This is a genomic window from Acuticoccus sp. (assembly GCF_965213555.1).
GTDB lineage: Bacteria > Pseudomonadota > Alphaproteobacteria > Rhizobiales > Amorphaceae > Acuticoccus.
In genome coordinates, this window is sequence record NZ_OZ243890.1 from 628,271 (window position 1) to 652,065 (window position 23,795).

Here is a 23,795-nt window from a genome sequence, read left to right on the forward strand (position 1 = left end):
CGCCAATGATGCATCTCGACGTGTCCGAGCTCGCCGCGTTCTACCTCACCCCCCTCGGTCGCATCGCGCGCCAGATCATCTCGAGCGAGGTCCGGGCGCTCTGGCCGACGACCACCGCCGAGCGGGTCGTCGGTCTCGGCCATGCGACGCCCTACCTGCGCCCGTTCCTCGGCGAGGCTGAGCGCGTCGTCGCGTTGATGCCTGCCTCCGAGGGCGTCCTGCACTGGCCGCCCGAGGGGCCGAACCTCACCAGCCTCACCTATGAGGATGCACTGCCACTGCCGGACAACTCGGTGGACAAGGTCCTCATCATCCACCTGCTCGAGACCGCCAAGGACCCGCACGAGGTGCTGCGGGAGGTGTGGCGCGTCCTCGTCCCCACCGGCCGCGCGCTCGCCATCGTGCCCTACCGCTCCGGCGCCTGGGCCCGCGCCGACCAGACGCCGATGGGCCTCGGCCGGCCGTTCTCGCGCTTCCAGCTCGGCCAGCTCCTCGAGGGTGCCTGGCTCGAGCCGGTGGAGATGCGCCGCTGCCTCTACGTGCCGCCGACCTCGCGACGCTTCGTGCTCGGCTCGGCGAGCGCCTGGGAACGGCTCGGCCGACGCGTCGTACCCCGCTTCGCCGGCGTCGTCGCGATCGAGGCGCAGAAGACGGTGATGCGCGGCATCCCGGCGCGTCCGCGCAAGCTGAAGGACCTGGTGCCCGCGCTTGCCCCCAAGCCCGCGGTCCGCTGGGGCCGCGCCGCGATGAAGGGTGCGGCGCCGGTCGGCGACACCGTCAGCGGCGCAGCAGGAACACCGCCTGCTCGCCGAACAGGTTCCAGAACCACCACGGCGCGTTGAACGACATGCGCTGGCCCCAGCTGTTCAGCGCGATCGCCTTCTCCACGTGGGCGCCGATGTCGTCGCTCAACTCGACGAAGTCGCGGATCGTGCAGAAGTGGATGTTCTTCGTCGCCCACCAGGGGTCCGGCAGCAGACCGGTCTTCGGCATGCGTCCGTCGACTAGGAGCGAGAAGCGAACCCTGAAGTAGCCGAAGTTGGGGAACGAGACGATGCAGCGTCGGCCGATGCGCAGGAGGTTCTCCAGCACGCGGCGCGGGTCGCGCGTCGCCTGCAGCGTCTGGCTGAGGATGACGTAGTCGAAGGCGTTGTCGGGGTAGGCATCGAGGTCGGTGTCGGCGTCGCCCTGGATCACCGACAAGCCAAGCGCCACGGCCTCGTTGACCCCGGCCTGGCTGAGCTCGATGCCTGACGCGCGCACCCCGTGCGTCATCTTCAGGAGCGCCATGAGCCCCCCGTCGCCGCAACCGACGTCGAGGATGCGGCTGTCCGCGGCGACGAGCTCGCGGATGACCTCGTAGTCGACCCGGCGCCCCGCGGTGGCTGCAACATCGAGCATCACGCGGGCGCCGGGGGAGCGATGCCGCGCGTCAGCGCCGCGCCGGTGAGGAAGCCGCGCACGGCCCGGTGCAGCTCAGGCTCGTGCAAGAGGAAGGCGTCGTGCCCGCGGTCGGTCTCGATCTCGACGAACGAGACCTGCGCCGCCGCCGCGTTCAGCCCGTGCACGATGGTGCGGCTCTCCGCCGTCGGGAACAGCCAGTCGGACGTGAAGGAGACGACGCACCAGCGGATCGGGCTGTCGCGGAACGCGTTCGCCACGAGCCCGCCGTGCTCGGCAGCGAGGTCGAAGTAGTCCATGGCGCGCGTCAGGTAGAGGTAGGAGTTGGCGTCGAACCGGTCGACGAACGTCGACCCCTGGTGGCGCAGGTAGCTCTCGATCTGGAAGTCGGCGTCGAAGCCGTAGGAGACGATCTCGCGGTCCTGCAGCGCGCGCCCGAACTTGCGGTGGAGCGCGGCCTGGGAGACGTAGGTGATGTGTGCCGCCATCCGCGCCACCGACAGGCCCTTCCGCGGCTTCGCTCCGTGGTCGAGGTAGCGCCCGCCGTGCCACGCCGGGTCGGCCATGATCGCCTGCCGTCCGACCTCGTGGAAGGCGATGTTCTGTGCCGAGTGGCGCGTTCCGGTAGCGATGGGCACGGCGGCGAACACCCGGTCCGGGTAGCTCGCGCCCCACTCGAGCACCTGCATGCCCCCCATCGAGCCGCCGATGACCGCGAACAGCGTGTCGATGCCAAGGTCGGACACCAGGCGCGCCTGGGCGCGGACCATGTCGCGGATCGTCACGACCGGCATGTCGAGCGCGTAGGGTCCGCCGCCGTCCGGCCGGCTGGAGGCTGGGCCCGTCGTGCCCGAGCAGCCGCCGATGACGTTGCAGCAGATCACGAAGAAGCGATCGGTGTCGATGGGCCGCCCGGGACCCACCATCACGTCCCACCAACCAGGGCGACCGGTGACCGGATGGCGGTTCGCGACGTGCTGGTCGCCGGTCAGCGCATGGCAGACGAGGACCGCGTTGCTGGCGTCCTCGTTCAGCGTCCCGTAGCTCTGGTAGGCGACCTGCCAGGGGGCGAGCGTCGCGCCGGCGTCGAGGGGTAGCGCGGCCTTGAACCGGCGCACCGGGCTCGTCGGGTCGTCCACCTCGGCCCTGCGACGACGCTCGAGGAGCTCAGCGGCTGGCACGATCGTCGACGCGCCGGGGGCTCGGTCGGGTGCCATACTCTCATCCTGCAGACGCGCGGGAGTGCCGACGGCGGACGCTATGCGCGTGCCCCGTCGACCGTCAACGGTGACGGGCCGTGCACGGACGCGTCGGGGCTCGCGCCGCGATCGTCCGGCAACGCATGCACCGCCCTGGCCAACCTCCGGCAAGGGTTCGGCGTGATGCGGAGAACCGAGCGCTTGACGTCTTCCCGCCTGCGAGGCGGAGCCCGGTGTCAGGGTACGACCGAGCGCAGGTGGCTCTGGTGCGAGACCCGCTCCTTGTGCTTGATGACACCATGGTCTTGCCCTCCTCGCCCCTTCCAAACCGAGCTCCGAGCGATCCGCTCGGCGCGCTGCGCGAACGCCTCGACGAGGTCGACCTCGGTCTGCATCACCTCATGCGCGAGCGCTTCGAGATCGTCGCCAAGATCGGCGCCGTGAAGGGTCCCAGTGCGCCCGTGATCCGTCCCGAGCGGGAGGCGGCGGTCATCGCGAACCAGCTGGCCCTCGACGGTGGCACGGCGCCGCGCGAGGTCGTCGTCCACCTGTGGCGCGTCCTCATCGGCGCGGCGTGCGCGGTGCAGCGCCCGTTCGCGGTCCATGTCGCAGGCACGCTCGATTCCGCGCGCTTCCTCTACGGCCCCGTGAGCTGCACGCTGAACGAGACGGCGGCAGGGGCGGTGGCGCGGCTCGCATCCCATCCCGACGACGTGGCGCTCGTCACCGGCGACGAACCTTGGTGGGAGACCCGTGGGGCGGCGCACGTCGTCGCATCCTACCACCAGTCCGATGGGGTGACAGTCTTCGCGCTGGGCGGCGCCGGGGTGAGCCGCAGCACGGGCCCGCTCGCCCTCCTCCTCGCGCACGGCGCCCTTCGCGAGGTCGATGCAGGCGCCGTCGGCGCGCGCGACGATGTGCTCGGGCTCTACCCTCCCTTCCCGCTCACAATCCCGGTTGCCCGATGAGCGACGCGCCGATCGCCCGGCCCGTTGCCCGCCGGAGCGTCCTCAAGATCGCGCCGTACGTTCCCGGGCGTTCGTCCGCCGGTGGCGCCGTGAAGCAGCATAAGCTGTCGTCGAACGAGAACCCGCTCGGGCCGAGCCCCGCCGCACGCGAGGCTTTCCTTGCCGCCGCGGCAACGTTGGAGCGCTACCCGGACGGCGGTGCGACGTTGCTGCGCCAGGCCATCGCCTCCGCCTACGGGCTCAACGCCGATCGCATCGTGTGCGGCAACGGGTCGGACGAGATCCTCGCGATGATCGCCAACGCCTACCTCGCCCCCGGTGACGAGGTGATCTTCACCGAGCATGCGTTCCTGGTCTATCGCATCGTGACCCTCGCCGCCGGCGGGACGCCCGTCGTCGTCGCCGAGCCGGAGCTCCGGCCCGACGTCGACCTGATGCTCGCCGCCGTCACCGAGCGCACCCGCATCGTCTTCCTCGCCAACCCCAACAACCCGACGGGCGCCTACGTGCCGGCCGACGAGGTGCGTCGGCTTCGCGAGGGCCTGCCGCCTCACGTCCTCCTCGTCATCGACGCCGCCTACGCGGAGTACGTCCGGCGCAACGACTACGAGGCGGGCATCGAGCTCGTCGCGACCCGCGAGGACACGGTGATGACGCGCACCTTCTCCAAGGTGCACGCCCTCGCCGCGCTGCGCCTCGGGTGGGCCTACGCGCCGGCCGGTGTCGTCGACGCGCTGCACAGGGTGCGCGGGCCGTTCAACGTCAACGCGCCTGCCATGGCAGCAGGGGTCGCGGCGATCGCCGACCGCGCTTACGTGGAGCGCGCCGTGGAGCACAACGCGACCTGGCTGCCCGAGGTGACGCGCCAGGTGCGCGAGCTCGGCTTCGGCGTGCCGCCGTCGGCGGGCAACTTCATCCTCATCGACTTCGCCACGGTCGCAGGCGCCGACGCCGGGGACGCCGACGACGCGCTCGGTGCCTGCGGCGTGGTGCTCCGCCGCGTCACCGGCTACGGCCTGCCGCAGATGCTGCGCATGACGATCGGCGACGAAGAGGCGAACCACGCCACCATCGCCGCCCTCACCGCCTACCGCGACACGCTCGGCCATGGCTGACGCCGCGCCGCCCGCGGAAGGCTTCGGCTTCTCCAGCATCGCCATCATCGGCATCGGGCTCATCGGCGCGTCCGTCGCGCTCGCGCTGCGGGAGGCGGGGTTCACCGGGCCCATCGCCGCGGCGGACCGCGACGACGAGGCGCTGCACGCGGCGGTCGAGCTCGGCATCGCGACGACGACGCACGCGGACGCGGCGCAGGCGGCGGCGGAGGCGGACATGATAATCCTCGCCGTCCCCGTCGGCGCGATGGAGCCGGTCGCGTGCGCCATCGGCCCGGTCCTCAGCCCCCGCGCCATCGTGACGGACGTGGGGTCGGTGAAGGGCGCCGTCTCGCGAACCGTCAGCGCCGCGCTGCCGGACCCGTCCCGCTTCGTCCCCGCGCACCCCATCGCCGGTTCGGAGCAGTCGGGCCCCCGCGCCGGCTACGCGAGCCTGTTCCGCAACCGCTGGTGCATCCTCACGCCGACGGACGAAACGGACCCCTCAGCCACCCAGGTAGTGGCCGACATGTGGCGCGCCATGGGATCCAACATCGAGGTGATGGACGTCGAGCGGCACGACCTCGTGCTCGCCATCACGTCGCACCTGCCGCACCTCATCGCCTACAACATCGTGCGCACCGCCTACGACATGGAGGCGGTGACCGAGGCGGAGGTCATCAAGTTCTCAGCCGGCGGCTTCCGCGACTTCACGCGCCTCGCCGCGTCCGACCCGACCATGTGGCGCGACGTGTTCCTCAACAACCGCGCCGCGGTGATCGAGACGCTCGGCCGCTTCTCGGAGGACCTTGCGATCCTGCAGCGCGCCATCCGCTGGGGCGAGGGCGACCAGCTCTACGACCTGTTCGAGCGCACGCGCGCCATCCGCATGGGGATCGTCGAGGCCGGTCAGGACACTGCCGCGCCCGACTTCGGCCGTCCCCGTCCCGCCGCGGAGGAACGGCACCGCACCCCAGTCCCCGAGCCCGCGAGCGACTAGAGCATCCCGGTCTTCAGACCCAGACAAGACGCTCCAGCTCGTTGATTGAGTGCGGTCTGCTTGGGGACGAGTATGTCGGTGTCCTGGCCTCGGCGGAGGCGAAGGTCACACGTGATGGCCGCAAGCGCGCCTAATGGCTCGCGATGAGCAGGGGCGGCAAGGTCCAGACGGTGAACCAGCCGCCCGGCTTGACTTGGCTGTTGTCGATGATGACGGACATCGTACGCGCCTCGCGCTCGCCGATCTTCGTCTTCGGCGCGTTGGCGAAGAAGTTCGTCATGAGGGACGACACCATCGATCCGGCCTCGGGGTCGAGCACCGCGACGTAGGGGACCTCACCCTCGTAGCCGGCGACCGAGACGTCGAGCACGCCATCCACGAGACCGTCCGTTCCCAAGGTCAGCGTCCCGCTCAGGGCGAGGAGGACGTCCCCGGACCGCAGCGTCGCCGCCTCGACCTCGAGGGGCAGGCCGCTCGTCATCAGCTGCGCCGCAAAGACCGCGGGCTCGGCCTCCAAGAGCGCCGCGCCCCCGCCGACCCGGCCGCGTAGCGAAAGGGTTGCCGGCGGCATGCCGGGCGCCGGCACGACGTCCTCGAGGCGTAGGGCGACTCCGAGGTCGTCCACCGCCTCCGGATCGCGCCGCACGCTGGCGTCGATCTCACCCACCGTTACCTCGCGGCCGGTCTCCATCGCCAGCGTGACGTCGGTCAACTCTGCCACGAGCTGACGCAGCGCCTGGCCCGACAGGTCGATCCGCGCGCTGGCATGGGCGAGCGTCCAGTCCGCCACGCCGCGCTGCCCCTCGCCCAGCGCAACCTGCATCGGACCGTCGGCCTCGGCGATGATGTGTGAGGGGTTGTAGACCTGCGCAGCAACCCTCAAGCCGGACAGCGCGATCCGGTTGCCACCGCTCCCGGCGTGCGAGCCGGCGCCACAGCGGACCTCGATGCGGAAGGGGTAGCCGGCGACCGTGCGGTTCACGCACGAGAGCGTCGCTCCGCGAGCCTCGGCATTGAGGATCGCCTTGTCGAGCTGGCGATCGACCACCGTCGCCGCGACGAACCAGACCACCGACCAACCGACGACGACCGCGAGGGCAAGCCCCATCAAAACCTTCAGTCGGCGCGTCGTAGAACGTCCCCCCATCAAGTCTCCCTCCGCGGCGGGCGCCATCACCCGCCTCAGATCGCATCGATCGCCGCGGTCGGCGCCGCCGTCCGGCATGGACACTATCACCCTTGACGTCGATATGGGCGGGGGTTCCGGCGTCGCGGGAGGGGGTGCGAACTGATGTCACTGTTCGTCTTCGGCTACGGGTCGCTGATGTGGCGCCCTGGTTTCCCCTACGAACGCAAGGAGTTCGCCACCCTAAGGGGACGCCACCGGCGGCTGTGCGTGTACTCGTTTGTACACCGCGGAACCGAGACGCGGCCCGGGCTCGTCCTCGGCCTCGACCGCGGCGGGGCGTGCCGTGGGATCGTCTTCACCGTGGCGGAGGCCGAGCGGAGCAACGTCGTCGCGTACCTGCGCGCGCGCGAGCAGGTCACGCTGGTCTACAAGGAGGTCGTCGTCCCGGTCGTCACCGCGTCCGGCGCCGCGGTCGAAGCGCTCGCCTACGTGGTCGACCGCACCCACCGCCAGTACGCCGGCAAGCTTTCCCTGGACGAGACGCTGGGGCATGTGTGTGGCGCGGCGGGGATGTCCGGCGCGAACGAGGACTACGTGCTCGCCACCGCCGACCTCCTCACCGAGGCGGGCATCGCGGATCCGCGACTCCACACCCTGGCGGCACGGCTGCGTCAGCGCGCCGCGGCCTGAGCGGCTGCGACCAGGCGGTCGGTCTCGGCCTCGATCGCCTCCCGAAGCCGCCGCTGCACCTCGGCGCGCTTCAGGCCCGGAGGGATCGCCGGCAGGAACGACACGGTGATGGTGCCAGGGTACTTCACGTAGCGTCCGTGCGGCCACAGGAGCCCCGAGTTGAGCGCCACGGGGACCATCGGCACGTCGAGCTTCTCGTACAGGAAGATCGCCCCTGGCTTGTAGTCCGGTGGCGCGCCGATGGGCCGCCTCGTTCCTTCCGGATAGATGACGATCTGCGCTCCCCGTCGAAGCGCCACCGCGGCGTCCTTCACGAGTTGCCGAAGGGCTGCGGGGCCGGCTGCGCGGTCCACGGGGATCATGCCGAAGTACCGGGCGTACCAGCCGTAGAGCGGGATCGACAGGAGCTCCTTCTTCAGGATGACGGCGCCGCGCGGCAGGAGCGGCACGAGCGCCAGCGTCTCCCAGGCCGACTGGTGCTTGACGGCGACGAGCGCGGCCGCCTGGGGGATGTTCTCCCGTCCGAGGATCGCCGTGCGCTGGCCGACGATGAGGCGCAGCAGGAGGACGTCCCCCGCCGCCCAGGAGCTCAGAAGAAAGCGCATGCGGTCGGGGGGAAGCGCGAAGGTGAACGCGAACGCGAGCGTCGTCAGGATGAAGAACGTCGTCGCGGCCACGGAGTAGAGCGCGGTGCGCGCCAGGGCGAGCACGTGGGCCGGGCCCGACCGGACGGCCGCGCGGGGGCGGACGGGCGCGCGGGACTGCATCATCGCGCGACGCGACGCAGCTGGCGCCGGACCACCGTGGTCGACGTCACCGCGACGAGCACGGCGACGCCGACCGCGACCGCGGCGACGAGGCCGTAGCCCAGGGCGCCGAGGCTCGGATCGCCGAGCAGTGCACGCGACTGCGCCGAACTCGTCCCGACCGCCAGCCATGAGGCGAGCTCGAGCGATCCGAATAGGGCGAGCGCGGCTGCGGTGCCCACGAGCGCGCCGCGCAGGCCGATGGCGAGGAACCTGCGCCGGAACGCGCGCACCACGAACCGGTCCTCGGCGCCGAGCAGGGTCAGCACCTCCACCGTTGCGGCGTTCGAGGCGATCGTCGCGCGGGTAGCGAACACGATGGAGATCGCGGTCGCGACGAGCATCAGCCCGAGCGCGGCGAGCGTCCCCAGCGCCACCGCTGAAGCCATCCTTTCGAGCCGGGCGCTCCAGCCGGTGTGATCGTCGAGCTTGGCACCGGGCACCGCATCGAGCGCGGCGGCAGTCGCTTCGGCGTCGAACGTGCCGACGCGCTGTGCGGTGACGAGGCGCGGCACCGGCAGCGCGGAGAGGTCGACGTCGTCGCCGAGCCACGGCTCCAAGAGCGCCCCGGCCTCGCGAGCGGACACGACGTTGACCTCGGCAAGCCCCGGGGCGCCCGACAACACCTCCTGCGCCTGCGCCACGCGCGCCTCGATGGGATCGCCGTCGAGGGGGAGCACGGTCACCGTGACCTCGTCGAGCACCGATGAGCTCCACGCGCCGGCCGCCCGCTCCACGAGGACGGCACCGCCGGTCAGGAGCGCGCACAGGAAGGTCATGATGGCAACGATCACGGTCAGGCCGCGGCCGGCCACCGTCTCAGGTGCGACGATCGCCCCCTCGACGGCGACGGGCTCGTCCTCGTCGCGTGTCGTCGGTGCGTGGACGGGAACCACCGGGTCGGCGGCAGCTCGCGGCGGCTTCGATCGGAGCCCTCGAAACATCGCGTCTTCGGCAGCGGGCTCGACCGCGTTCGCGCGGGGGCGTCGGTGGCCAGCGTCCGCGCTGCGGTGCCTGGAGAGCTCCTGCGGCGACGCGTCGGCTCCCATGTGCGATCCCCGGCGCGCGGCGCTCGACGGCTCCTCCTTCGCTGCGTGGGTGGTGCCCTCGGCGGCACGTCGCCCGGTGCGCTCCGCCCGCGCGGCCGGGCCGGCCACCGCGAGCCTCCTCGGGCGAGGCGGCTCGCCGCCCCGCTGGTCGGCGTCGCGCGGGGTCCTCCCCTTGACGGGCTTGTTCGGCTCCCTTCGCGGCGGCGCGGGCGTGGGGTCGTCGCGGGCACGCGGGGGGTCGCGCCCCTGGTCGGCGCGGGGCGGCGGATCGCGGTCGGACCGCTCCATCAACGCACGCTCACGGGGAGGCCTCGAGGGAGCCCTCGAACAGGATGAGCCGCCGCGCATCGACCTGGTCCATGAGGTGGATGTCGTGGGTCGCGATGACCACGGACGTGCCGAGCTTGTTGAGCTCGAGGAACAGGCGCAGCAGGCGGTGGGCCATCGGGGGATCGACGTTGCCCGTCGGCTCGTCCGCGAGGAGGATGTCGGGCTGGGTGATGAGCGCACGGGCGATCGCCGCGCGCTGCTTTTCACCGCCCGACAGCACCGGCGGGAAGGCGTGGCGACGTTGGGCGAGCCCCACCCACTTCAGAAGCTCGAGCACGTCGGAGCGGTAGGAGGACGGCGCGCGACCCTGGATGCGCAGCGGCAGCGCGACGTTGTCGTAGGTCGACAGGTGGTCGAGGAGACGGAAGTCCTGGAACACGACGCCGATGCGCCGTCTGAGCCCCGGGACGTCCTGGCGCGTCAGCGTGGCAACGTCCCGGCCGAACAGCCCCATGAAGCCGCGCGAGGGGCGCAGGGACAGGGACAGGAGGCGCATCAGGCTCGTCTTCCCGGCGCCCGACGGCCCGGTGAGGAATTGGAACGAGCGCGCCGGGATCTCGAAGGTGAGGTCGCGAAGCACCTCCGGTCCGCCGCCGTAGCGCAGGCCGACGTTCTCCAGCGTGATCATGGTCCTCCCCGGTGCCGGCGGGTCGGGGCTTCCTACGTCGTGCCCGGACGGTCAAGCTAGCACAGCCGAGCCGCGGCCGGCACGCGGCCCGGCCATGGTCCACACGCCGAGCCCTCGGGCTGAGGCGCGACCGCCGGGAACGTCAGAGCGCGAGCTCGTACGTCTCGCCGACGAGGGCGCGGCCGAAGCTGAGGTGCGGCTCTGCCGCGATCCGCTGGAACCCCGCCGCCTCGTAGATCCGTCGCGCGCTGACGAGGACGTCGTTCGTCCGCAGCGCGGTGCGCGCGTCGCAGGCCCTGCGAGGGATGGCGCGACGATCGAGCCGAGCCTGCGTCCGGAGACCGGGCTAGGAGCCGGCTAAGGCAAGAGCCGTTCCAGGTAGTCGCGCTCGAGGCGGGGCAGGGTCATGTCGCCGAGACGCTCGCGCAGCTCCTGGAGGATGCGGCGCGCGGCCTGCGAATCGATCTCGTCGGGAACCCCGACGCGGCTCGTGTCCGCGTAGCTGCCCTCGCGGCGCGTGCGCCCGAGCGGGTCGCGCCCTGGTCCAGGCGCGCCCTCGCCGAGCTCCTCGCCGCCGGGGCCGCCTTGCTGTTGCGCCTCGGCGAGCTGCTGCGCCATCTGCTGCGCACCCTCCCGAAGGGCCTGCAGCGCGTCGGACTGTTCGCCCACGGCGTCGCCGGCGCGATCCTGGCCGAGCGCCTCGCCCGCGTCGCCCATGGAGCGCTGGGCGTCGCCCATGCGCTCGCCGGGCTCGAAGCCCTGCTCGCCGAGGCGGTCCATGAGCTCGCCGAGCTGACGCTGGAGCTCGGCCTGCTCGCGCTGCAGGCGCTGCAGCGCCTCGGCGCGCTCCTGCGGCGTCATCCCGTCCTGCTGCGGCCCCGCCCCCGGCTGGCCCTGCTGACCGGGCTGGCCCGGCTGACCCTGCTGCCCGAACGGGGACTGCCCGAACGGGCCGAACGGGCTCGGCTGACCGAACGGCGACTGTCCGCTGGGCGGCTGCCCGTAGGGGCCGAACGGGCTGTTGGGCGACCCCGGCTGCCCCGGCTGGACCTGGCTCCCCGGCTGACCGGACCCGGGCTGACCCTGGTTCATCCCGTAGGTCTCGTCCATGAGCTCCTGCTGGCGCTGGATCATCTGGCCGAGCTCCTCGAGCGTCTGGCCCTCCTGGCCCATCTCGCCCTGGCCCTGCCCTTGGCCTTGTCCCTGCCCGCGTTGCGCCATCTGCAGGTTCTGCATCATCTGCTGCATCTCGGCGAGCAGCGCCTCGGCCTCGGCGTGGCGACCCTGGCGCGCCAGCTCCTCGATGCGCCGCAGCATGTCGTCGAGGTCCTGCTGGGTGAGCATCTGCGCGTTGGGGTCGACCTCGCCCTGCGGCGCGTCCTGCATGTTCTGCGCCAGGGCGCGCATGTAGTCCTGCATTGCCTGGCGCAGCTCTTGGGTGAGGCGAGCGATCTCCTCCTCGTCCGCGCCGTCCTCGAGCGCCTGGCGCAGCCGCTCCTGCGCCGCACGCAACGCCCGCTCGGCGTCGGACAGGCCGTCGTCCTCCAGGAGCAGCGCGAGCTCCCATAGGACGCCCAGCATCTCGCGCAGCTCGTCGTCGCCCTCGGCGTGCACCAGCTCGCGGTAGGCGTACGTCGCCGACAGGTAGGCGCCGGCATCGCCGAGCGTCTCCGGATCGAGGAGGATGAGGTCCACCGCATCGATCACCCGGCCGTGCGCCTCGGCATCCATGGCGAGCGCGGCGCGCTGCTCGAGCACGGCCCGCGCCACCGGGTTGGTGAACGGACGGGCGGGCAGGCGGAACACCTCGCCCTCGCTGTGGCCGACCTGGCCGTGCCCATCGGTCGCCGACAGGGTGATCTCCACCTCCTGCCCGGCGTAGGGGTGCGCGGTGAGGTCGTGCACCGTGCGCGCGGCGCCGCGCATCCCGGCGCCGCCGGGCAACGTCAGCGCGAACGTCGGGTCCTCCACCAGCGGCCGGCGGGACGGCGCGGCGTCGAGCGGCCGAACGACCGCCTGGGCGGAGGCGATGCCGTAGTCGTCGTCGAGCTCGTAGCGCAGCTCGAAGGTGTCGCCCTGGGCGCCGGACGGAGCCTCGGTGAAGCCCACGGTCGGCGCGGCGTCCGCGGTGGCGCGGAACTCCCACCCGTCGATGGTCTCGCCGTCCCGGCGCACCTCCACCGCCATGGATCCGTCGATCACCACGTCGCCCTGCTGCGCATGCGCCGCCGTGGCGCCGTCGCCGGACAGGGCCTCCATGGCCCTGGAGCCGACCTCCTGGGAGCTGGAGACGAAGAGCTCCACACCCGCCGCGCCTTGGCTCCGCACGGTGAGGATGGACCCGGCGGGGACGTGGATGCCGTCGTCGGTCTCCACGCGCGTAGCCGAAGACAGGAACAGCGGGGCGCGCCCCGTGTAGGCCGGCGGTGTCACCCAGGCGTCGAGACGGAACTGCGGCCCGGTCGCGAGCTCGGTGGGCTCGGTGAAGTCGAAGGGGGTGATGATCCGCTCGGCGAGCGCGCCGGCCCCGACGACGAGGCCGATGAAGGCGACGATGCCCACGGCTGAGCGCAAGGCGTAAGGATCGTGCGGCACGAGGTCGGCGCGAGGCACGGGGACGCGGAGCGCCGAGAGGCGCGCCTCGGCGCGGGCCCTGTGCACCTGCCAGAGCCGCGCTGCGAAGTCGTCCGCGCCCGGGGCGAGCGCGTCCTCGTAGGCATCGAGCGGCTGGTGGTCGAGCGCGGCGTCCGCCTCAAGGCGACGCATGGCCTCGGCACGACCCGGCATGGTCAGCGCGACGAGGCGCCAGCCGGCGAGGACGAACAAGGCGGCGAACATCGCGAGCCCTGCGACCTTGGCCATCGCCGGCAGCCCGACCCACAGCCCCATCCACGCGCTGGCGATGAACAGGATCGCGACGCCCACCATCGGCGCCGCCGCCGGCCAAAGCCGCTCCCAGGCCATCGCCGCGCGCGCGGACACGATGAGCCGTCCCAGTCGCGTCCTGAACGGTGAGGCCATGGCCACCTATCCCCTGATACGCACGGACCGATCCGCCGCTGCGACCTTAGACGCGGCGGCCGCCTCGGCAAGCCATGGTCCGTCGATTGGGCTCACGAAACGGTGTCCCAAGGTGTGGCGGAAGGTCCTTCGCAGACTTTCCCCCCAGGTCGCGCGGTATGGCTTGCACCACCGCCGGCCGGAACGATCGTCGCCACGTGGACTTTCCTCCCCACCCATAAACCAAGGGAGGATGGCATGTCAGTCGCACGGATCACCGAGATCTCGGCAACCTCGCCGACGAGCTTCGACGACGCGGTCAAGCAGGGCCTCGAGCGTGCCGCGAAGACGCTGCACAACATCGAAGGTGCCTGGGTCAAGGACATGAACGTCATGATGCAGGACGACCGCATCACGGCCTACAAGGTGAACATGGCGGTCACGTTCGTCCTCGACGACTAGGGCTTCGCTCCGGCGCTGACGCCGCGCCACCGGCGGCCTCGCCGAGCCACGGCGGGACGCTCTCGCGCGCGATCTGTTCGGCCGGTGTGAGCGCCGGCCGGGCGAGGTGGAAGCGGCCGCCGGACACGAGGACCTCGGGGACAAGGGGCCGCGTGTTGTAGGTGGACGCCTGCACCGCGCCGTAGGCGCCGGCGCTCATGACTGCGAGGAGGTCACCGCGCTCCACCGGGGACATCGGGCGGTCGAGCGCCAGGTAGTCACCGGTTTCACAGACCGGGCCGACGACGTCCATCACCCTCATCGGCCCCGGCCGGGGCGCTACCGGCAGGATCTCGTGGTGCGCGTCGTACAGCGTCGGCCGGATGAGGTCGTTCATCGCAGCGTCGGCGACCACGAACGTCTTCGCCTCGCCCTCCTTCACATGGACCACGCGCGTCAGCAGCACACCGGCGTTCGCCGCGATCATCCGGCCTGGCTCCAGGATGACGCGGCAGCCGAAGCGGTTGGCGTGTCGCGCGACGAGGGCGGCGTAGTCCGTCGGCAGCGGCGGCTCCGGGACGGCGGGGTCGTAGGGGGCGCCCAGCCCGCCGCCGACGTCCACGTGCTCGATCGCGTGTCCGTCGGCGCGCAGCGCGTCGAGGAGGTCGCCGAGCACCGCGAACGCGCGCTCGAACGGCTCGAGCGCGGTCACCTGCGAGCCGATGTGCGCGTCGAGCCCGACCACCCTCAGCCCCGGGAGCGCGGCCGCGTGGGCATAGATCGCCCTCGCCCGCGAGGCCGGGACGCCGAACTTCGTCTCGGCGGCGCCGGTGGCGATCTTGGCGTGGGTGCGCGCATCGACGTCCGGGTTGACGCGCAGGGAGACCGGCGCGCGGACCCCACGGGACGAGGCGATCGCGGACAGGCGAGCGAGCTCGCTCTCCGACTCGGCGTTGAAGCACAGGATGTCCGCATCGAGCGCGGCGGCGAGCTCGGCATCCGTCTTGCCGACGCCGGAGAAGACGATGCGCTCGCCGGGCACCCCGGCGGCGAGGGCCCGCATGAGCTCGCCGCCGGACACCACGTCCATGCCAGCCCCGAGCCCGGCGAGCAGCGACAGCACGGCCTGGTTGGAGTTCGCCTTCATCGCGTAGCACACGAGGGTCGGCACGCCCGCCGCGCCGAGCGCGTCGGCGAACACGCGGTAGTGCCGGACGAGCGTCGCCGCGGCGTAGACGTAGACCGGCGTGCCCACGGCCTCGGCGATGGCGCGCAGCGGCACGTCCTCGGCGTGCAGCGAGCCGTCGCGCTGGGTGAAGTGGTGCACGGGCCTACGCCACCCGCGGCCGTGCGACCCCGGTCCCGCCCCCGTCGCACCCGCTCATTGAAGGATCGGGTCGAGCACGAAGGAGCGGTCCGGTACGGTGTCGCCCCCGGGCTCGGCGGGATAGACCGCCACACGGGGCTCGTCCGCGGCCGAGGCCGGAAGCTGCGGCGACCCGCGACGGCCGCAGGAGGTGAGCGCCCCTGCGACGGACACCGCGAGCACGACGGCGAGGAGACGCGTCACGACCAAAGGCGGGCGCGCCACCGGGCGGCTTCCTCGCGCACGCGTTCGGGCGCGGTGCCGCCGAGGCTCGTGCGGCTCTCCACCGAGCGGTCGATGCTGAGGACGCCGAGCGCGTCCGAGGTGATGCGCCCGTCCACCGCGGCGAGCTCCTCGGCGGACAGTTCGGCGAGCTCCCGGCCGGAACGCTCCGCCGCACGCACGCACGCGCCCGTCACGCGGTGCGCCTCGCGGAACGGCAGGCCCGCCTCGCGCACCAGCCAGTCGGCGAGGTCGGTGGCGGTCGTGTGCCCCTTCCCGGCGAGCGCGCGCATGGCCTCCTCGTTCGCGGTGAGGTCGCGCACCATGCCGGCGGTCGCCCGCACGCATAGGGACAGCGCCGGCAGGGCGTCGAACACCGGCGGCTTATCCTCCTGCATGTCCTTCGAATAAGCGAGCGGCACGCCCTTCATGACGACGAGGAGGCTCGTCAGGGCACCGACGATGCGGCCCACCTTGGCCCGCACGAGCTCGGCGGCGTCGGGGTTGCGCTTCTGCGGCATGATCGAGGAGCCGGTGGTGAACGCGTCGGACAACCGCACGAACGAGAAGGGCGCGGAGCACCACACCACCACCTCCTCGGCGAGGCGAGACAGTTGCGTGGCGCAGATCGCCGCCGCCGCGAGCGCCTCCAGCGCGAAGTCGCGGGAGGACACCGCGTCGAGCGAGTTGCGCGCCGGCCCGTCGAAGCCGAGCGCCGCCGCCGTCGCCGCACGGTCGATGGGGAAGGCCGTGCCGGCGAGCGCCGCCGCGCCGAGCGGCGAGGTGTTCATCCGTGCCCGCGCGTCGGCGAAGCGGCCGCGGTCGCGCTCCAGCATCTCCACGTAGGCGAGAAGGTGATGTCCGAACGTGATGGGCTGGGCGGACTGCAGGTGCGTGAAGCCCGGCATCACCGTCGCTGCGTGCTCCTCCGCCCGCTCCACCAGCGCACGCTGCAGGTCGACGAGCTCGGCACCGAGTCCATCCACCGCCTCGCGCACCCAGAGCTTGAAGTCCGTCGCGACCTGGTCGTTGCGCGAGCGGGCGGTGTGCAGCCGGCCGGCCGCCTCGCCGACGAGCTCGGCGAGCCGCGCCTCCACGTTCATGTGGATGTCCTCGAGGGCGCGCGAGGTGCGGAAGGTCCCCGCCGCCACCTCGCCCTCGATCTGGCGCAGACCGGCGGCGATCGCCTCCGCATCCTGCCGGCCGACGATGCCGGTGTCGGCGAGCATCGCGACGTGCGCCAAAGAGCCCCTGATGTCCTGTGACGCCAGCCTCTTGTCGACGTCGATGGAGGCGTTGATCTCCTCCATGATGGCGCCGGGCGCCGCGTCGAAGCGGCCGCCCCACAACGCGTTGACGGCGGACGAGTTGGGCCGGCTCACGGACGACGGCTCAGGCGCGCGCGCCGCGCGGCGCGCTGCAAAGATGGAGGTGAAGGTGATGCATCGTCGGCTGTCCGGTGGGCCCTTCCTGCGCTACGGCGCCATCGCGCTCGCCGCGTTGGCGGTCTTCGCGCTGACCGTCGTCCTCACCGCGAGGCCGGACATCCTTAGTGGGCTCGCCAGCGCCCCGCAATGCCGCGCCTCCGCCGCCATCGCCGAGGCGGTGGCGCCGCACGCGCGCGGCACGATGGCCGGCTTCGCTACGGTGCAGCCGGCCGACCTCACCGCCCTACCGTACGACGGCACCGGCCCCTCGGCCCGGACCGTGGCGGACTTCGAGGGTCGTGTGACGCTGTTCAACCTGTGGGCCACGTGGTGCGCGCCGTGCCGCGCGGAGATGCCGTCCCTCGCCGCGCTGCAGGAGGCCCGTGGGGACGAGGCGTTCCAGGTGGTCGCGACGTCCATTGACAACACCGAGCGGGGGGACCCAGAACGGTTCCTCGCCGAGACCGGCGCCACCGCGCTCGACTACCACCGTGAGCCGACGTTGGCCCTGTTCAACTCGCTGCGCGCCGCGGGCCTTGCTCGGGGCATGCCGACCACGCTCCTCATCGGTCCGGACGGCTGCGTCGCGGGCGTCTTATCCGGCGCCGCTCCGTGGGACGGCGTCGACGCGCTCCGTTTGGTCGATGCCGCGGTGGCTGCAGCGATGGAGGGCCATGGCGTCCGTTGAGCGGACCGCCGGTCGGTGCGTCGCGCGGAAGCGAGCCGCGCCGCCCCGATGAGCATCGCCGCAACAGCGGCACCGGATGGCTCGTTTGGCCGTTGCGTGGAGGGGGCGCCTTCGCCACCCTGACGGGCAGTCCGTCGCCACTCGATCTGTCGGAGCCTTCCGTATGCGCCGCACCGCCCTTCGTGCGCGAGCCGTCCCGAACCCTGCGAACCGCGCGCCTCGCATCGGAGTTCCCCTCGTTCGCGGCCTCGCCGTCCTCGCCCTCGCCGTGGGGCTGTCGGTGGGGATCCTGTGGCCGGTGGGCACGGCGGAGGCCGCTCGAGTGACCGCCACGATCGACCTTTCGTCCCAGCGCATGTACGTCACGGTGGGCAGGCAGCACGCCTACACCTGGGCGATCTCCTCGGGCCGCCAGGGCTACCGCACGCCGACGGGGACGTACCGGCCGACGCGCATGCACCGCACGTACTTCTCGCGCAAGTACCACGGCTCGCCGATGCCGCACTCCATCTTCTTCCGCGGCGGCTACGCCATCCACGGCACCGGCTACATCAAGAGCCTCGGCCGTCCCGCCTCCCACGGCTGCGTGCGGCTGCACCCGCACAACGCGCGCGTGCTCTACGACCTCGTGCGCAGGCACGGACGCGGCAACACGCGCATCCGCATCCGCTGGTAGGCACCGGTCGGCCGGACCCGCACGTTCAGACGGCACCCTCGCTGGCGATGTTGATGACCTCGCCGCAGTGCTTGCAGTGCACCGCGTCGAGGTCGTGGCGCTCGAGCCCGCAGGACTGGCACTCGACCGCCACCTTGTTCGGCCTGAACAAGGTTTGGATCAGCCGGAGGAACAACCCGACGCCGAACACCATGATGACGACGGCGAGCATTCGACCCGCGCCGTCCGTGGGGACGACGTCGCCGAAGCCCGTCGTCGTCAGCGTCGCGATCGTGAAGTAAAGCGCGTCCATGAACGTCGTGATGCTCGCGTTGCGCGGTCCCTCGACGACGAACACCAGCGAGGTCGTCACGAACACGAAGACGGTCAGGTTGACGAAGGCCTCCACCACGTCCTCGTGGCGGCGGAACCAGGAGAAGTCCCGGCGCAGCTCGACCAGCAGCCGGTACGAGCGCAGGACGCGCAGCAGCCGCAGCACCCTTGCGAAGTCGAGGTTGGGGACGACCGCGGAGCCGAACAGCGCCACGATGACGACGAGGTCGATGTAGAACGTCACGCTGGCGAGCTGCCTCACCGAGCGGCGCGTGGCGAGCGTGCGGGCGATTAGGTCCAGCATGAGCACGACGCCGATGGCGACGTCCAGCTCCTGGAACCGCTCCGCTGTGCCGGTCACCGTGGTCGTCACGAAGTAGCTGATCGTCACCACGTCGAAGGCGAGCACGGTGAACCGGAAGCGCCGCGACATCGGCGTGAAGCCGAAGTAGAGCTCGCGCAGGACGGTGATGGCCTGCCCCCAGCGCGTGCCCCTGTCCCTCGGCAGCCCCGTGGCCAGTCCCTCTCCCATCGACCGCTCCCGCCGCGCACCCCAGCTGAGGGACATGGCACGATCGCTCGCCCGGCGCACGGTTGATGCGCCTGCACGCCGCTCGGTGACGCCGGGCGAGCGTCCCTCGCGTCGCACCGCCTTTGGCGAGGCCCTGCGGCGCGCCGCGCTGCGGTCAGCTTCGTTGGGCGACCATCGCGAGGCCGATGGCGATCAGCGTCGCACCGGCCGCGCCGTCGAGCCACGCCGCGACGCGACCGGACGGGCGGCGTGCGCAGCGCGCGGCGACGAGGACGTAGCCGCACGAGCGACCATGATGATCGCGATGAGGGCCGGACCGGGCGACACGCACAGGACGAGCTCGGTCGCTGCGAACAGGAGGAGCGTCTCAGCCGCCATCGCGAACCCGCGTCACACCCGCCCGACCGGAGGCCCGGTTGGCGCCGCGAAGGCTGCTGCCTACTCCTCGTCGTCCGGCCGGCTCCCCTTCTTCCAGGCCTGGAGACCGGCAAACACCGCGTCGGGGTCGAACCTTTCGGAGCCGCGCGACGGCCGCTCGTCCTCGGCGCGCTCGAGGCTGCGCTCCACCGGCATCAGCGCGTCGGGCTGATCGCCGAGCCCCGGCGGCGTGACGGTCGGGGAGATCCCGGCCTCGCGGGCCGCCGCCTCGACCTCTCGGTCGAGGTCGATCTGGCTCGTCAGGCCGAGCGTCACCGGATCGAGGGGCGACAGGTTCTGCGAGTTCCAGTGCGTGCGCTCGCGGATCGCGGCGATGGTCGTCTTGGTCGTCCCGACAAGGCGGATGATCGCCTGGTCCTTGAGCTCCGGGTGTTGGCGCAGGAGCCACAGGATCGCGTTCGGCCGGTCCTGCCGCTTGGAGACCGGTGTGTAGCGCGGCGCCTTGCGCTTCAGCTCGGGCACCATGGTCTTGGGGCGCGACAGCCTCAGGCGGTAGGCTGGGTTCGCCTCGCCGCGCTCGATCTCCTCGCGGGCCAGTTGCCCGGTCTGGATGGGGTCGGCACCCTTGATGCCCTGCGCTGCGTCACCGTCGGCGATCGCGCCGACCTCCAGGGGGTGCAGCCGGCAGAACGCCGCGATCTGGTCAAACGTCAGCGACGTGTTGTCCACCAGCCAGACCGCGGTGGCCTTGGGCATCAAGGGAGTGTCGGGGTCGGTTTGCATCAAGCCTCCTGGCGCTCCCGCGCCTCGAGGGGCGCGGAACCCGGCGGACGATCGGGTTGTCGGGAACGCCTCGGATATACGGCCGTCGTGTCGACGACGCAATCGCAGCACGTCCTACACGACGAGGACGATCTTGCCGATGTGGGACGACCCCTCCATCCGCCGATGCGCCGCGGCCGCCTCCTCGAGGGGGAACGTCTCGTCCATGACGACGCGGGTGCGCCCGTCCGCGAACATCGGCCACACGTTCTCTTCCAGGGCGCGGGCGATCTCGGCCTTGAAGGCGACGTCACGTGCGCGCAGCGTCGACCCGGTGTGGACGAGGCGCTTCCGCATGAGGAGGGAGAAGTCCACCTCCGACGGGCCGTTGAGGGTCGCGATCTGGACGATGCGACCCTCCTCCGCCGCGACGCGCCAGTTGCGCATGGCGTAGTCGCCGCCGACCATGTCGAGGGTGAGGTGGACGCCGTCCGGCGCCGCCTCCTTGCAGGCGGCGACGAAGTCCTCCTCGTTGTAGTTGATCGTCCTGTCCGCACCGAGGCGGGCCATGGCGTCGCACTTGTCGGCCGAGCCGGCAGTGGCGATGACGCTGGCGCCGAACGCCTTGGCGAGCTGGATCGCCGTGGTGCCGATGCCGGACGAGCCGCCGTGGACGAGAAACCACTCGCCGGCGCGCAGTCGGCCGCGGTCGAACACGTTGCTCCACACGGTGAAGTACGTCTCCGGCACGCCTGCTGCCTCCTCCATGGAGAGGCCGTCCGGGATCGGCAGCGCGTTGGCCTCGTCCACCGCGACGTACTCGCCGTAGCCCCCGGACGGGACCAGCGCCATAAGGCGCCCGCCCTCCTCGAAGCGTTCGACGTCGCCGCCGCGGTGGACGACCTCGCCCGCCACCTCGAGGCCAAGGATCGGGCCGGCGCCGGGTGGCGGCGGGTAGTTGCCGGCACGCTGCAGGCAGTCCGGCCGGTTGACTCCCGCCGCGGCGACCCTGACGAGGACTTGCGACGCGCCCACCGAGGGCACGGGATGCTCGCCCACCGTCAGGACGTCGGGCCCGCCGGGGCTCGGTGCGGTCACCGCACGCATCGTGTTTGGGATCGTCATGGCGCCTCAGTCCTCGCGTCGTTGGGGCGACCGCCACGGCCGCGGCACGACCCTACCGCCGCCGGCGACGATGCGCGAACGCCGCACGCTTGCGCGCTTGCCGTCGTCGTGGCGTCATGGCCGTGGGCATCGGAAGGCGGTGCGGGGGACCGGATGATGGATGACGAGCCGCGCAGGCCGCCGCGACATTCCCTCGGCGACAGCCTGGAACGGCTGTCGGTGGTTGAGCTTCAGGAGCTGCGGACGGCGTGCCTCGCCGAGGCCGAGCGCATCGCCGCCGAGGTCGCGCGCCGCGACCGCTCGAAGGCCGTGGCCGACAGCGTCTTCAAGCGCTGACCCGCGGTCAGGCGCCCGGGATGCCCTTGAACTTGTTCTTGAAGCGCGAGATGCGACCGCCGCGATCGAGCAGCGTCTGCTGACCGCCGGTCCAGGCCGGATGGGTCCGCGGGTCTATGTCGAGGGCGATGCGGTCCCCGGAGCGGCCGGCGCAGGAGCGGGTAACGTACTCCGTGCCGTCCGTCATCACGACGGTCACCGGATGGTAGTCCGGGTGGATGTCCTTCTTCATGGGTTCGCCGCCTCGACGTTTGCTAAAAGTTTCCGCTTGGAAGGGCTGCACACGGTCGCCGACCTGCGCGCGAGCGCGTCCCAGCCTCAGATCCGGCGAGGTAGACCTTGCGGCGTGCCCGCGCAAGCCGGCCGGTGCCGTTGACTTCCGCGCCCCGTCCCGCTTGTGACGTGGGATGAGCATTCGGCGCGCGTCCAAACGATCCGACGAGGAGAGCGACACGCGGGGGCCCGTGCGGCTCGCCCCGCTGCGCTTCCTCGCGCCCTACGCGCTGCGCTACAAGGGGCGCCTTGCCCTGGCGCTCGTTGCCATGTTCGCCGCGACGGGGGCGACGCTCGCCGTCCCGCTCGCCGTGCGGCGCATGATCGACCACGGCTTCGCGCCGGAGAACGCGGACTTCATCGACACCTACTTCGCGATGCTCGTCGTCGTCGCCGGCGCGCTCGCGGTGGCGTCCGCCATGCGCTACTACCTCGTCACGACGCTCGGCGAGCGCGTGGTGGCCGACGTTCGCTCTGACGTGTTCGCCCGCGTCATGACCCTGTCGCCGGGCTTCTTCGACCGCACGCTGTCGGGCGAGGTCGTCTCCCGCCTCACCGCCGACACGACGCAGATCAAGTCGGCCGTGGGTGCCTCCGCCTCGGTGGCGCTGCGCAACCTCGTCATGTTCGTCGGCGCGATGACGATGATGGTGGTGACGAGCCCGACCCTATCGGCGACGGCGCTCGCGGCGATCCCGCTCCTCGTGCTGCCGCTGGTGGCGCTCGGCCGGCGCGTGCGGGGCAAGTCGCGCGCGGCGCAGGACCGCCTGGCGGCGATCTCCGCGTTCGCCACCGAGGCGATCGGCGCGGTGCGCATGCTCCAGTCCTTCGGCGCCGAGACGCGGACGACGGGGCGCTACCGGGAGGGGGCCTACGACGCCTACGAGATCGCCCGCAGCGCCGTCGCGGCGCGGGCGAGCCTCACCGCGGTCGTCATCTTCATCGTGTTCTCCGCCATCGTCGCCGTCCTCTGGCTCGGCGCGCAGGAAGTGCTGTCCGGCGACCTCTCCGCCGGCGCCCTCAGCCAGTTCGTGCTCTACGCCGTGTTCGCCGCGGGCGCGCTGGGCGAGCTCAGCCAGGTGTGGGGCGAGGTGGCGCAGACCGCCGGTGCGGCGGAGCGGCTGTCCCTCCTCGCCGCCGAGCGCTCCGACGTCGCGGCGCCGTCCGACCCCGTGACGCTGCCGGAGCCCCCGCTCGGGGCGCTCGCCTTCGAGGACGTCGCGTTCGGCTACCCGAGCGACCCATCGATGAAGGTGCTGCGCGGCGTGAGCTTCGCCGTCGAGCCCGGCCGGACCGTGGCGCTGGTCGGCCCGTCGGGCGCCGGCAAGACCACCGTGTTCCAGCTCATCGGCCGCAGCTACGACGTCACGGCGGGGCGCGTCCTCGTCGATGGGGTGGACGTGCGCCGCGCGGACCTTGGGACGCTGCGCGAGCGCATCGCGCTGGTGCCACAGGACACGACGGTGCTCGCCGCCACCATCGCCGACAACATCCGCCTCGGTCGCCCCGACGCCAGCGAGGCGGAGGTGGTCGAAGCGGCCCGCGCCGCTCACGTCGACGCCTTCGTGCGCGCGATGCCGCAGGGCTACGACACCGTCGTCGGCGAGCGCGGCATCACGCTGTCCGGCGGCCAGCGCCAGCGCCTTGCCATCGCCCGGGCGATCCTGAAGGACGCGCCGATCCTGCTCCTCGACGAGGCGACGTCGAGCCTCGATGCGGAGAGCGAGGCGCACATCCAGTCCGCCCTCGAGGGGCTTATGGTGGGGCGCACGACCCTCGTCATCGCCCACCGGCTCGCCACCGTGGTGCGGGCGGACCACATCCTCGTCATGGACGAGGGCCGCATCGTCGAGGAGGGCACCCACGCAGAGCTGTCGCGCCGCGGGGGCGTCTACGCCCGCCTCGCCGAGCTGCAGTTCCGCGAGCCGGCCGGCGCGACCCTGGCGGCGCAGTAGCGCCCTCA

General features: G+C 72.0%; 25 protein-coding genes. 10 read left to right on the plus strand and 15 right to left on the minus strand.

From position 1 onward, the window contains the following. The first annotated feature begins 5 nt into the window (after positions 1-5). A complete protein-coding gene (locus ACOOE8_RS03215; protein ID WP_420393433.1) occupies positions 6-842 on the plus strand; it encodes a methyltransferase domain-containing protein in 837 nt (278 codons plus the stop codon). Here the strand turns inward: ACOOE8_RS03215 and metW are convergent. Together metW and metX are read right to left on the minus strand one after the other, a co-directional pair. After that, complete coding sequence (gene metW / locus ACOOE8_RS03220) at positions 778-1,401, minus strand: methionine biosynthesis protein MetW (RefSeq protein ID WP_420393434.1); 624 nt, start codon at positions 1,399-1,401, stop codon at positions 778-780. The two genes, ACOOE8_RS03215 and metW, sit on opposite strands and share 65 nt — an antisense overlap. Further along, positions 1,401-2,618: a homoserine O-acetyltransferase MetX gene (metX, locus tag ACOOE8_RS03225; protein WP_420393435.1), complete on the minus strand. Its 1,218-nt coding sequence runs from the start codon at positions 2,616-2,618 to the stop codon at positions 1,401-1,403. The genes metW and metX overlap by 1 nt, the downstream gene beginning before the upstream one ends. A 281-nt stretch (positions 2,619-2,899) precedes the next feature. Between metX and ACOOE8_RS03230 the strand changes: the two genes are divergently transcribed. The 3 genes from ACOOE8_RS03230 to ACOOE8_RS03240 are packed head-to-tail and all read left to right on the plus strand — an operon-like array spanning position 2,900 to position 5,662. Continuing rightward, positions 2,900-3,568 carry a chorismate mutase gene (locus ACOOE8_RS03230; RefSeq protein ID WP_420393436.1) on the plus strand — a complete coding sequence of 223 codons (669 nt, stop codon included), beginning with the start codon at positions 2,900-2,902 and terminating at the stop codon, positions 3,566-3,568. Next, positions 3,565-4,683, plus strand: a complete 1,119-nt coding sequence (gene hisC / locus ACOOE8_RS03235; protein WP_420393437.1) for a histidinol-phosphate transaminase — start codon at positions 3,565-3,567, stop codon at positions 4,681-4,683. The genes ACOOE8_RS03230 and hisC overlap by 4 nt, the downstream gene beginning before the upstream one ends. Beyond that, positions 4,676-5,662 carry a prephenate/arogenate dehydrogenase family protein gene (locus ACOOE8_RS03240; protein WP_420393438.1) on the plus strand — a complete coding sequence of 329 codons (987 nt, stop codon included), beginning with the start codon at positions 4,676-4,678 and terminating at the stop codon, positions 5,660-5,662. Before hisC ends, ACOOE8_RS03240 begins: the two co-directional genes overlap by 8 nt. A gap of 130 nt (positions 5,663-5,792) precedes the next feature. Here the strand turns inward: ACOOE8_RS03240 and ACOOE8_RS03245 are convergent, their stop codons facing one another. After that, complete coding sequence (locus tag ACOOE8_RS03245) at positions 5,793-6,770, minus strand: DUF2125 domain-containing protein (RefSeq protein ID WP_420393439.1); 978 nt, start codon at positions 6,768-6,770, stop codon at positions 5,793-5,795. A 183-nt stretch (positions 6,771-6,953) separates the two neighbouring features. Between ACOOE8_RS03245 and ACOOE8_RS03250 the strand changes: the two genes are divergently transcribed. Further along, entirely contained in the window at positions 6,954-7,481 is a 528-nt protein-coding gene (locus ACOOE8_RS03250) for a gamma-glutamylcyclotransferase (RefSeq protein ID WP_420393440.1), read from the plus strand. Here the strand turns inward: ACOOE8_RS03250 and ACOOE8_RS03255 are convergent. The 4 genes from ACOOE8_RS03255 to ACOOE8_RS03270 form a co-directional block, all read right to left on the minus strand. Then, entirely contained in the window at positions 7,463-8,251 is a 789-nt protein-coding gene (locus ACOOE8_RS03255; protein WP_420393441.1) for a lysophospholipid acyltransferase family protein, read from the minus strand. The two genes, ACOOE8_RS03250 and ACOOE8_RS03255, sit on opposite strands and share 19 nt — an antisense overlap. Then, positions 8,248-9,231 (minus strand): cell division protein FtsX, encoded by a 984-nt coding sequence (locus tag ACOOE8_RS03260; RefSeq protein ID WP_420393442.1) that lies wholly within the window; start codon positions 9,229-9,231, stop codon positions 8,248-8,250. Before ACOOE8_RS03260 ends, ACOOE8_RS03255 begins: the two co-directional genes overlap by 4 nt. 403 nt (positions 9,232-9,634) lie before the next feature. Next, positions 9,635-10,294, minus strand: coding sequence for a cell division ATP-binding protein FtsE (ftsE, locus tag ACOOE8_RS03265; RefSeq protein ID WP_420393443.1), 660 nt, complete (start codon positions 10,292-10,294; stop codon positions 9,635-9,637). Between the two features lie 357 nt (positions 10,295-10,651). Further along, positions 10,652-13,315: a TIGR02302 family protein gene (locus tag ACOOE8_RS03270; RefSeq protein ID WP_420393444.1), complete on the minus strand. Its 2,664-nt coding sequence runs from the start codon at positions 13,313-13,315 to the stop codon at positions 10,652-10,654. 237 nt (positions 13,316-13,552) lie between these two features. On the opposite strand from ACOOE8_RS03270, the gene ACOOE8_RS03275 reads away from it, so the two are divergent. Next, positions 13,553-13,756: a dodecin family protein gene (locus ACOOE8_RS03275; RefSeq protein ID WP_420393445.1), complete on the plus strand. Its 204-nt coding sequence runs from the start codon at positions 13,553-13,555 to the stop codon at positions 13,754-13,756. On the opposite strand, the gene lysA is transcribed toward ACOOE8_RS03275, so the two are convergent. The 3 genes from lysA to argH are packed head-to-tail and all read right to left on the minus strand — an operon-like array spanning position 13,734 to position 16,633. Beyond that, entirely contained in the window at positions 13,734-15,062 is a 1,329-nt protein-coding gene (gene lysA, locus ACOOE8_RS03280; protein ID WP_420393446.1) for a diaminopimelate decarboxylase, read from the minus strand. The genes ACOOE8_RS03275 and lysA overlap by 23 nt on opposite strands. 54 nt (positions 15,063-15,116) lie before the next feature. Then, positions 15,117-15,305 carry a hypothetical protein gene (locus ACOOE8_RS03285; protein WP_420393447.1) on the minus strand — a complete coding sequence of 63 codons (189 nt, stop codon included), beginning with the start codon at positions 15,303-15,305 and terminating at the stop codon, positions 15,117-15,119. Continuing rightward, complete coding sequence (gene argH, locus ACOOE8_RS03290; RefSeq protein ID WP_420394614.1) at positions 15,302-16,633, minus strand: argininosuccinate lyase; 1,332 nt, start codon at positions 16,631-16,633, stop codon at positions 15,302-15,304. Before argH ends, ACOOE8_RS03285 begins: the two co-directional genes overlap by 4 nt. Before the next feature lie 130 nt (positions 16,634-16,763). Here argH and ACOOE8_RS03295 point away from each other — a divergent pair, with 130 nt between their 5' ends. Together ACOOE8_RS03295 and ACOOE8_RS03300 are read left to right on the plus strand one after the other, a co-directional pair. Then, positions 16,764-17,438, plus strand: a complete 675-nt coding sequence (locus ACOOE8_RS03295) for a TlpA family protein disulfide reductase (protein WP_420394615.1) — start codon at positions 16,764-16,766, stop codon at positions 17,436-17,438. 163 nt (positions 17,439-17,601) lie between these two features. Beyond that, positions 17,602-18,114, plus strand: coding sequence for a L,D-transpeptidase (locus ACOOE8_RS03300; protein WP_420393448.1), 513 nt, complete (start codon positions 17,602-17,604; stop codon positions 18,112-18,114). A gap of 25 nt (positions 18,115-18,139) precedes the next feature. On the opposite strand, the gene ACOOE8_RS03305 is transcribed toward ACOOE8_RS03300, so the two are convergent. The 4 genes from ACOOE8_RS03305 to ACOOE8_RS03320 all read right to left on the minus strand — a co-directional run bounded on the left by ACOOE8_RS03305 (position 18,140) and on the right by ACOOE8_RS03320 (position 21,223). Then, on the minus strand, positions 18,140-18,958 hold the full coding sequence (locus tag ACOOE8_RS03305) for a potassium channel family protein (protein ID WP_420393449.1): 819 nt from the start codon (positions 18,956-18,958) through the stop codon (positions 18,140-18,142). Between the two features lie 192 nt (positions 18,959-19,150). Continuing rightward, positions 19,151-19,336, minus strand: coding sequence for a hypothetical protein (locus tag ACOOE8_RS03310; protein ID WP_420393450.1), 186 nt, complete (start codon positions 19,334-19,336; stop codon positions 19,151-19,153). A gap of 60 nt (positions 19,337-19,396) precedes the next feature. Further along, positions 19,397-20,119, minus strand: coding sequence for a DUF1013 domain-containing protein (locus tag ACOOE8_RS03315; RefSeq protein WP_420393451.1), 723 nt, complete (start codon positions 20,117-20,119; stop codon positions 19,397-19,399). Positions 20,120-20,233: 114 nt separating this feature from the next. Continuing rightward, entirely contained in the window at positions 20,234-21,223 is a 990-nt protein-coding gene (locus tag ACOOE8_RS03320) for an NAD(P)H-quinone oxidoreductase (RefSeq protein WP_420393452.1), read from the minus strand. A gap of 153 nt (positions 21,224-21,376) precedes the next feature. Here ACOOE8_RS03320 and ACOOE8_RS03325 point away from each other — a divergent pair, with 153 nt between their 5' ends. Next, on the plus strand, positions 21,377-21,559 hold the full coding sequence (locus ACOOE8_RS03325; RefSeq protein ID WP_420393453.1) for a DUF1192 domain-containing protein: 183 nt from the start codon (positions 21,377-21,379) through the stop codon (positions 21,557-21,559). 7 nt (positions 21,560-21,566) lie between these two features. Here ACOOE8_RS03325 and rpmE read toward each other — a convergent pair whose 3' ends face one another. Next, on the minus strand, positions 21,567-21,791 hold the full coding sequence (gene rpmE, locus ACOOE8_RS03330; RefSeq protein ID WP_420393454.1) for a 50S ribosomal protein L31: 225 nt from the start codon (positions 21,789-21,791) through the stop codon (positions 21,567-21,569). A 175-nt stretch (positions 21,792-21,966) separates the two neighbouring features. Between rpmE and ACOOE8_RS03335 the strand changes: the two genes are divergently transcribed. Next, complete coding sequence (locus ACOOE8_RS03335) at positions 21,967-23,787, plus strand: ABC transporter transmembrane domain-containing protein (RefSeq protein ID WP_420393455.1); 1,821 nt, start codon at positions 21,967-21,969, stop codon at positions 23,785-23,787. Positions 23,788-23,795: the final 8 nt, after the last annotated feature.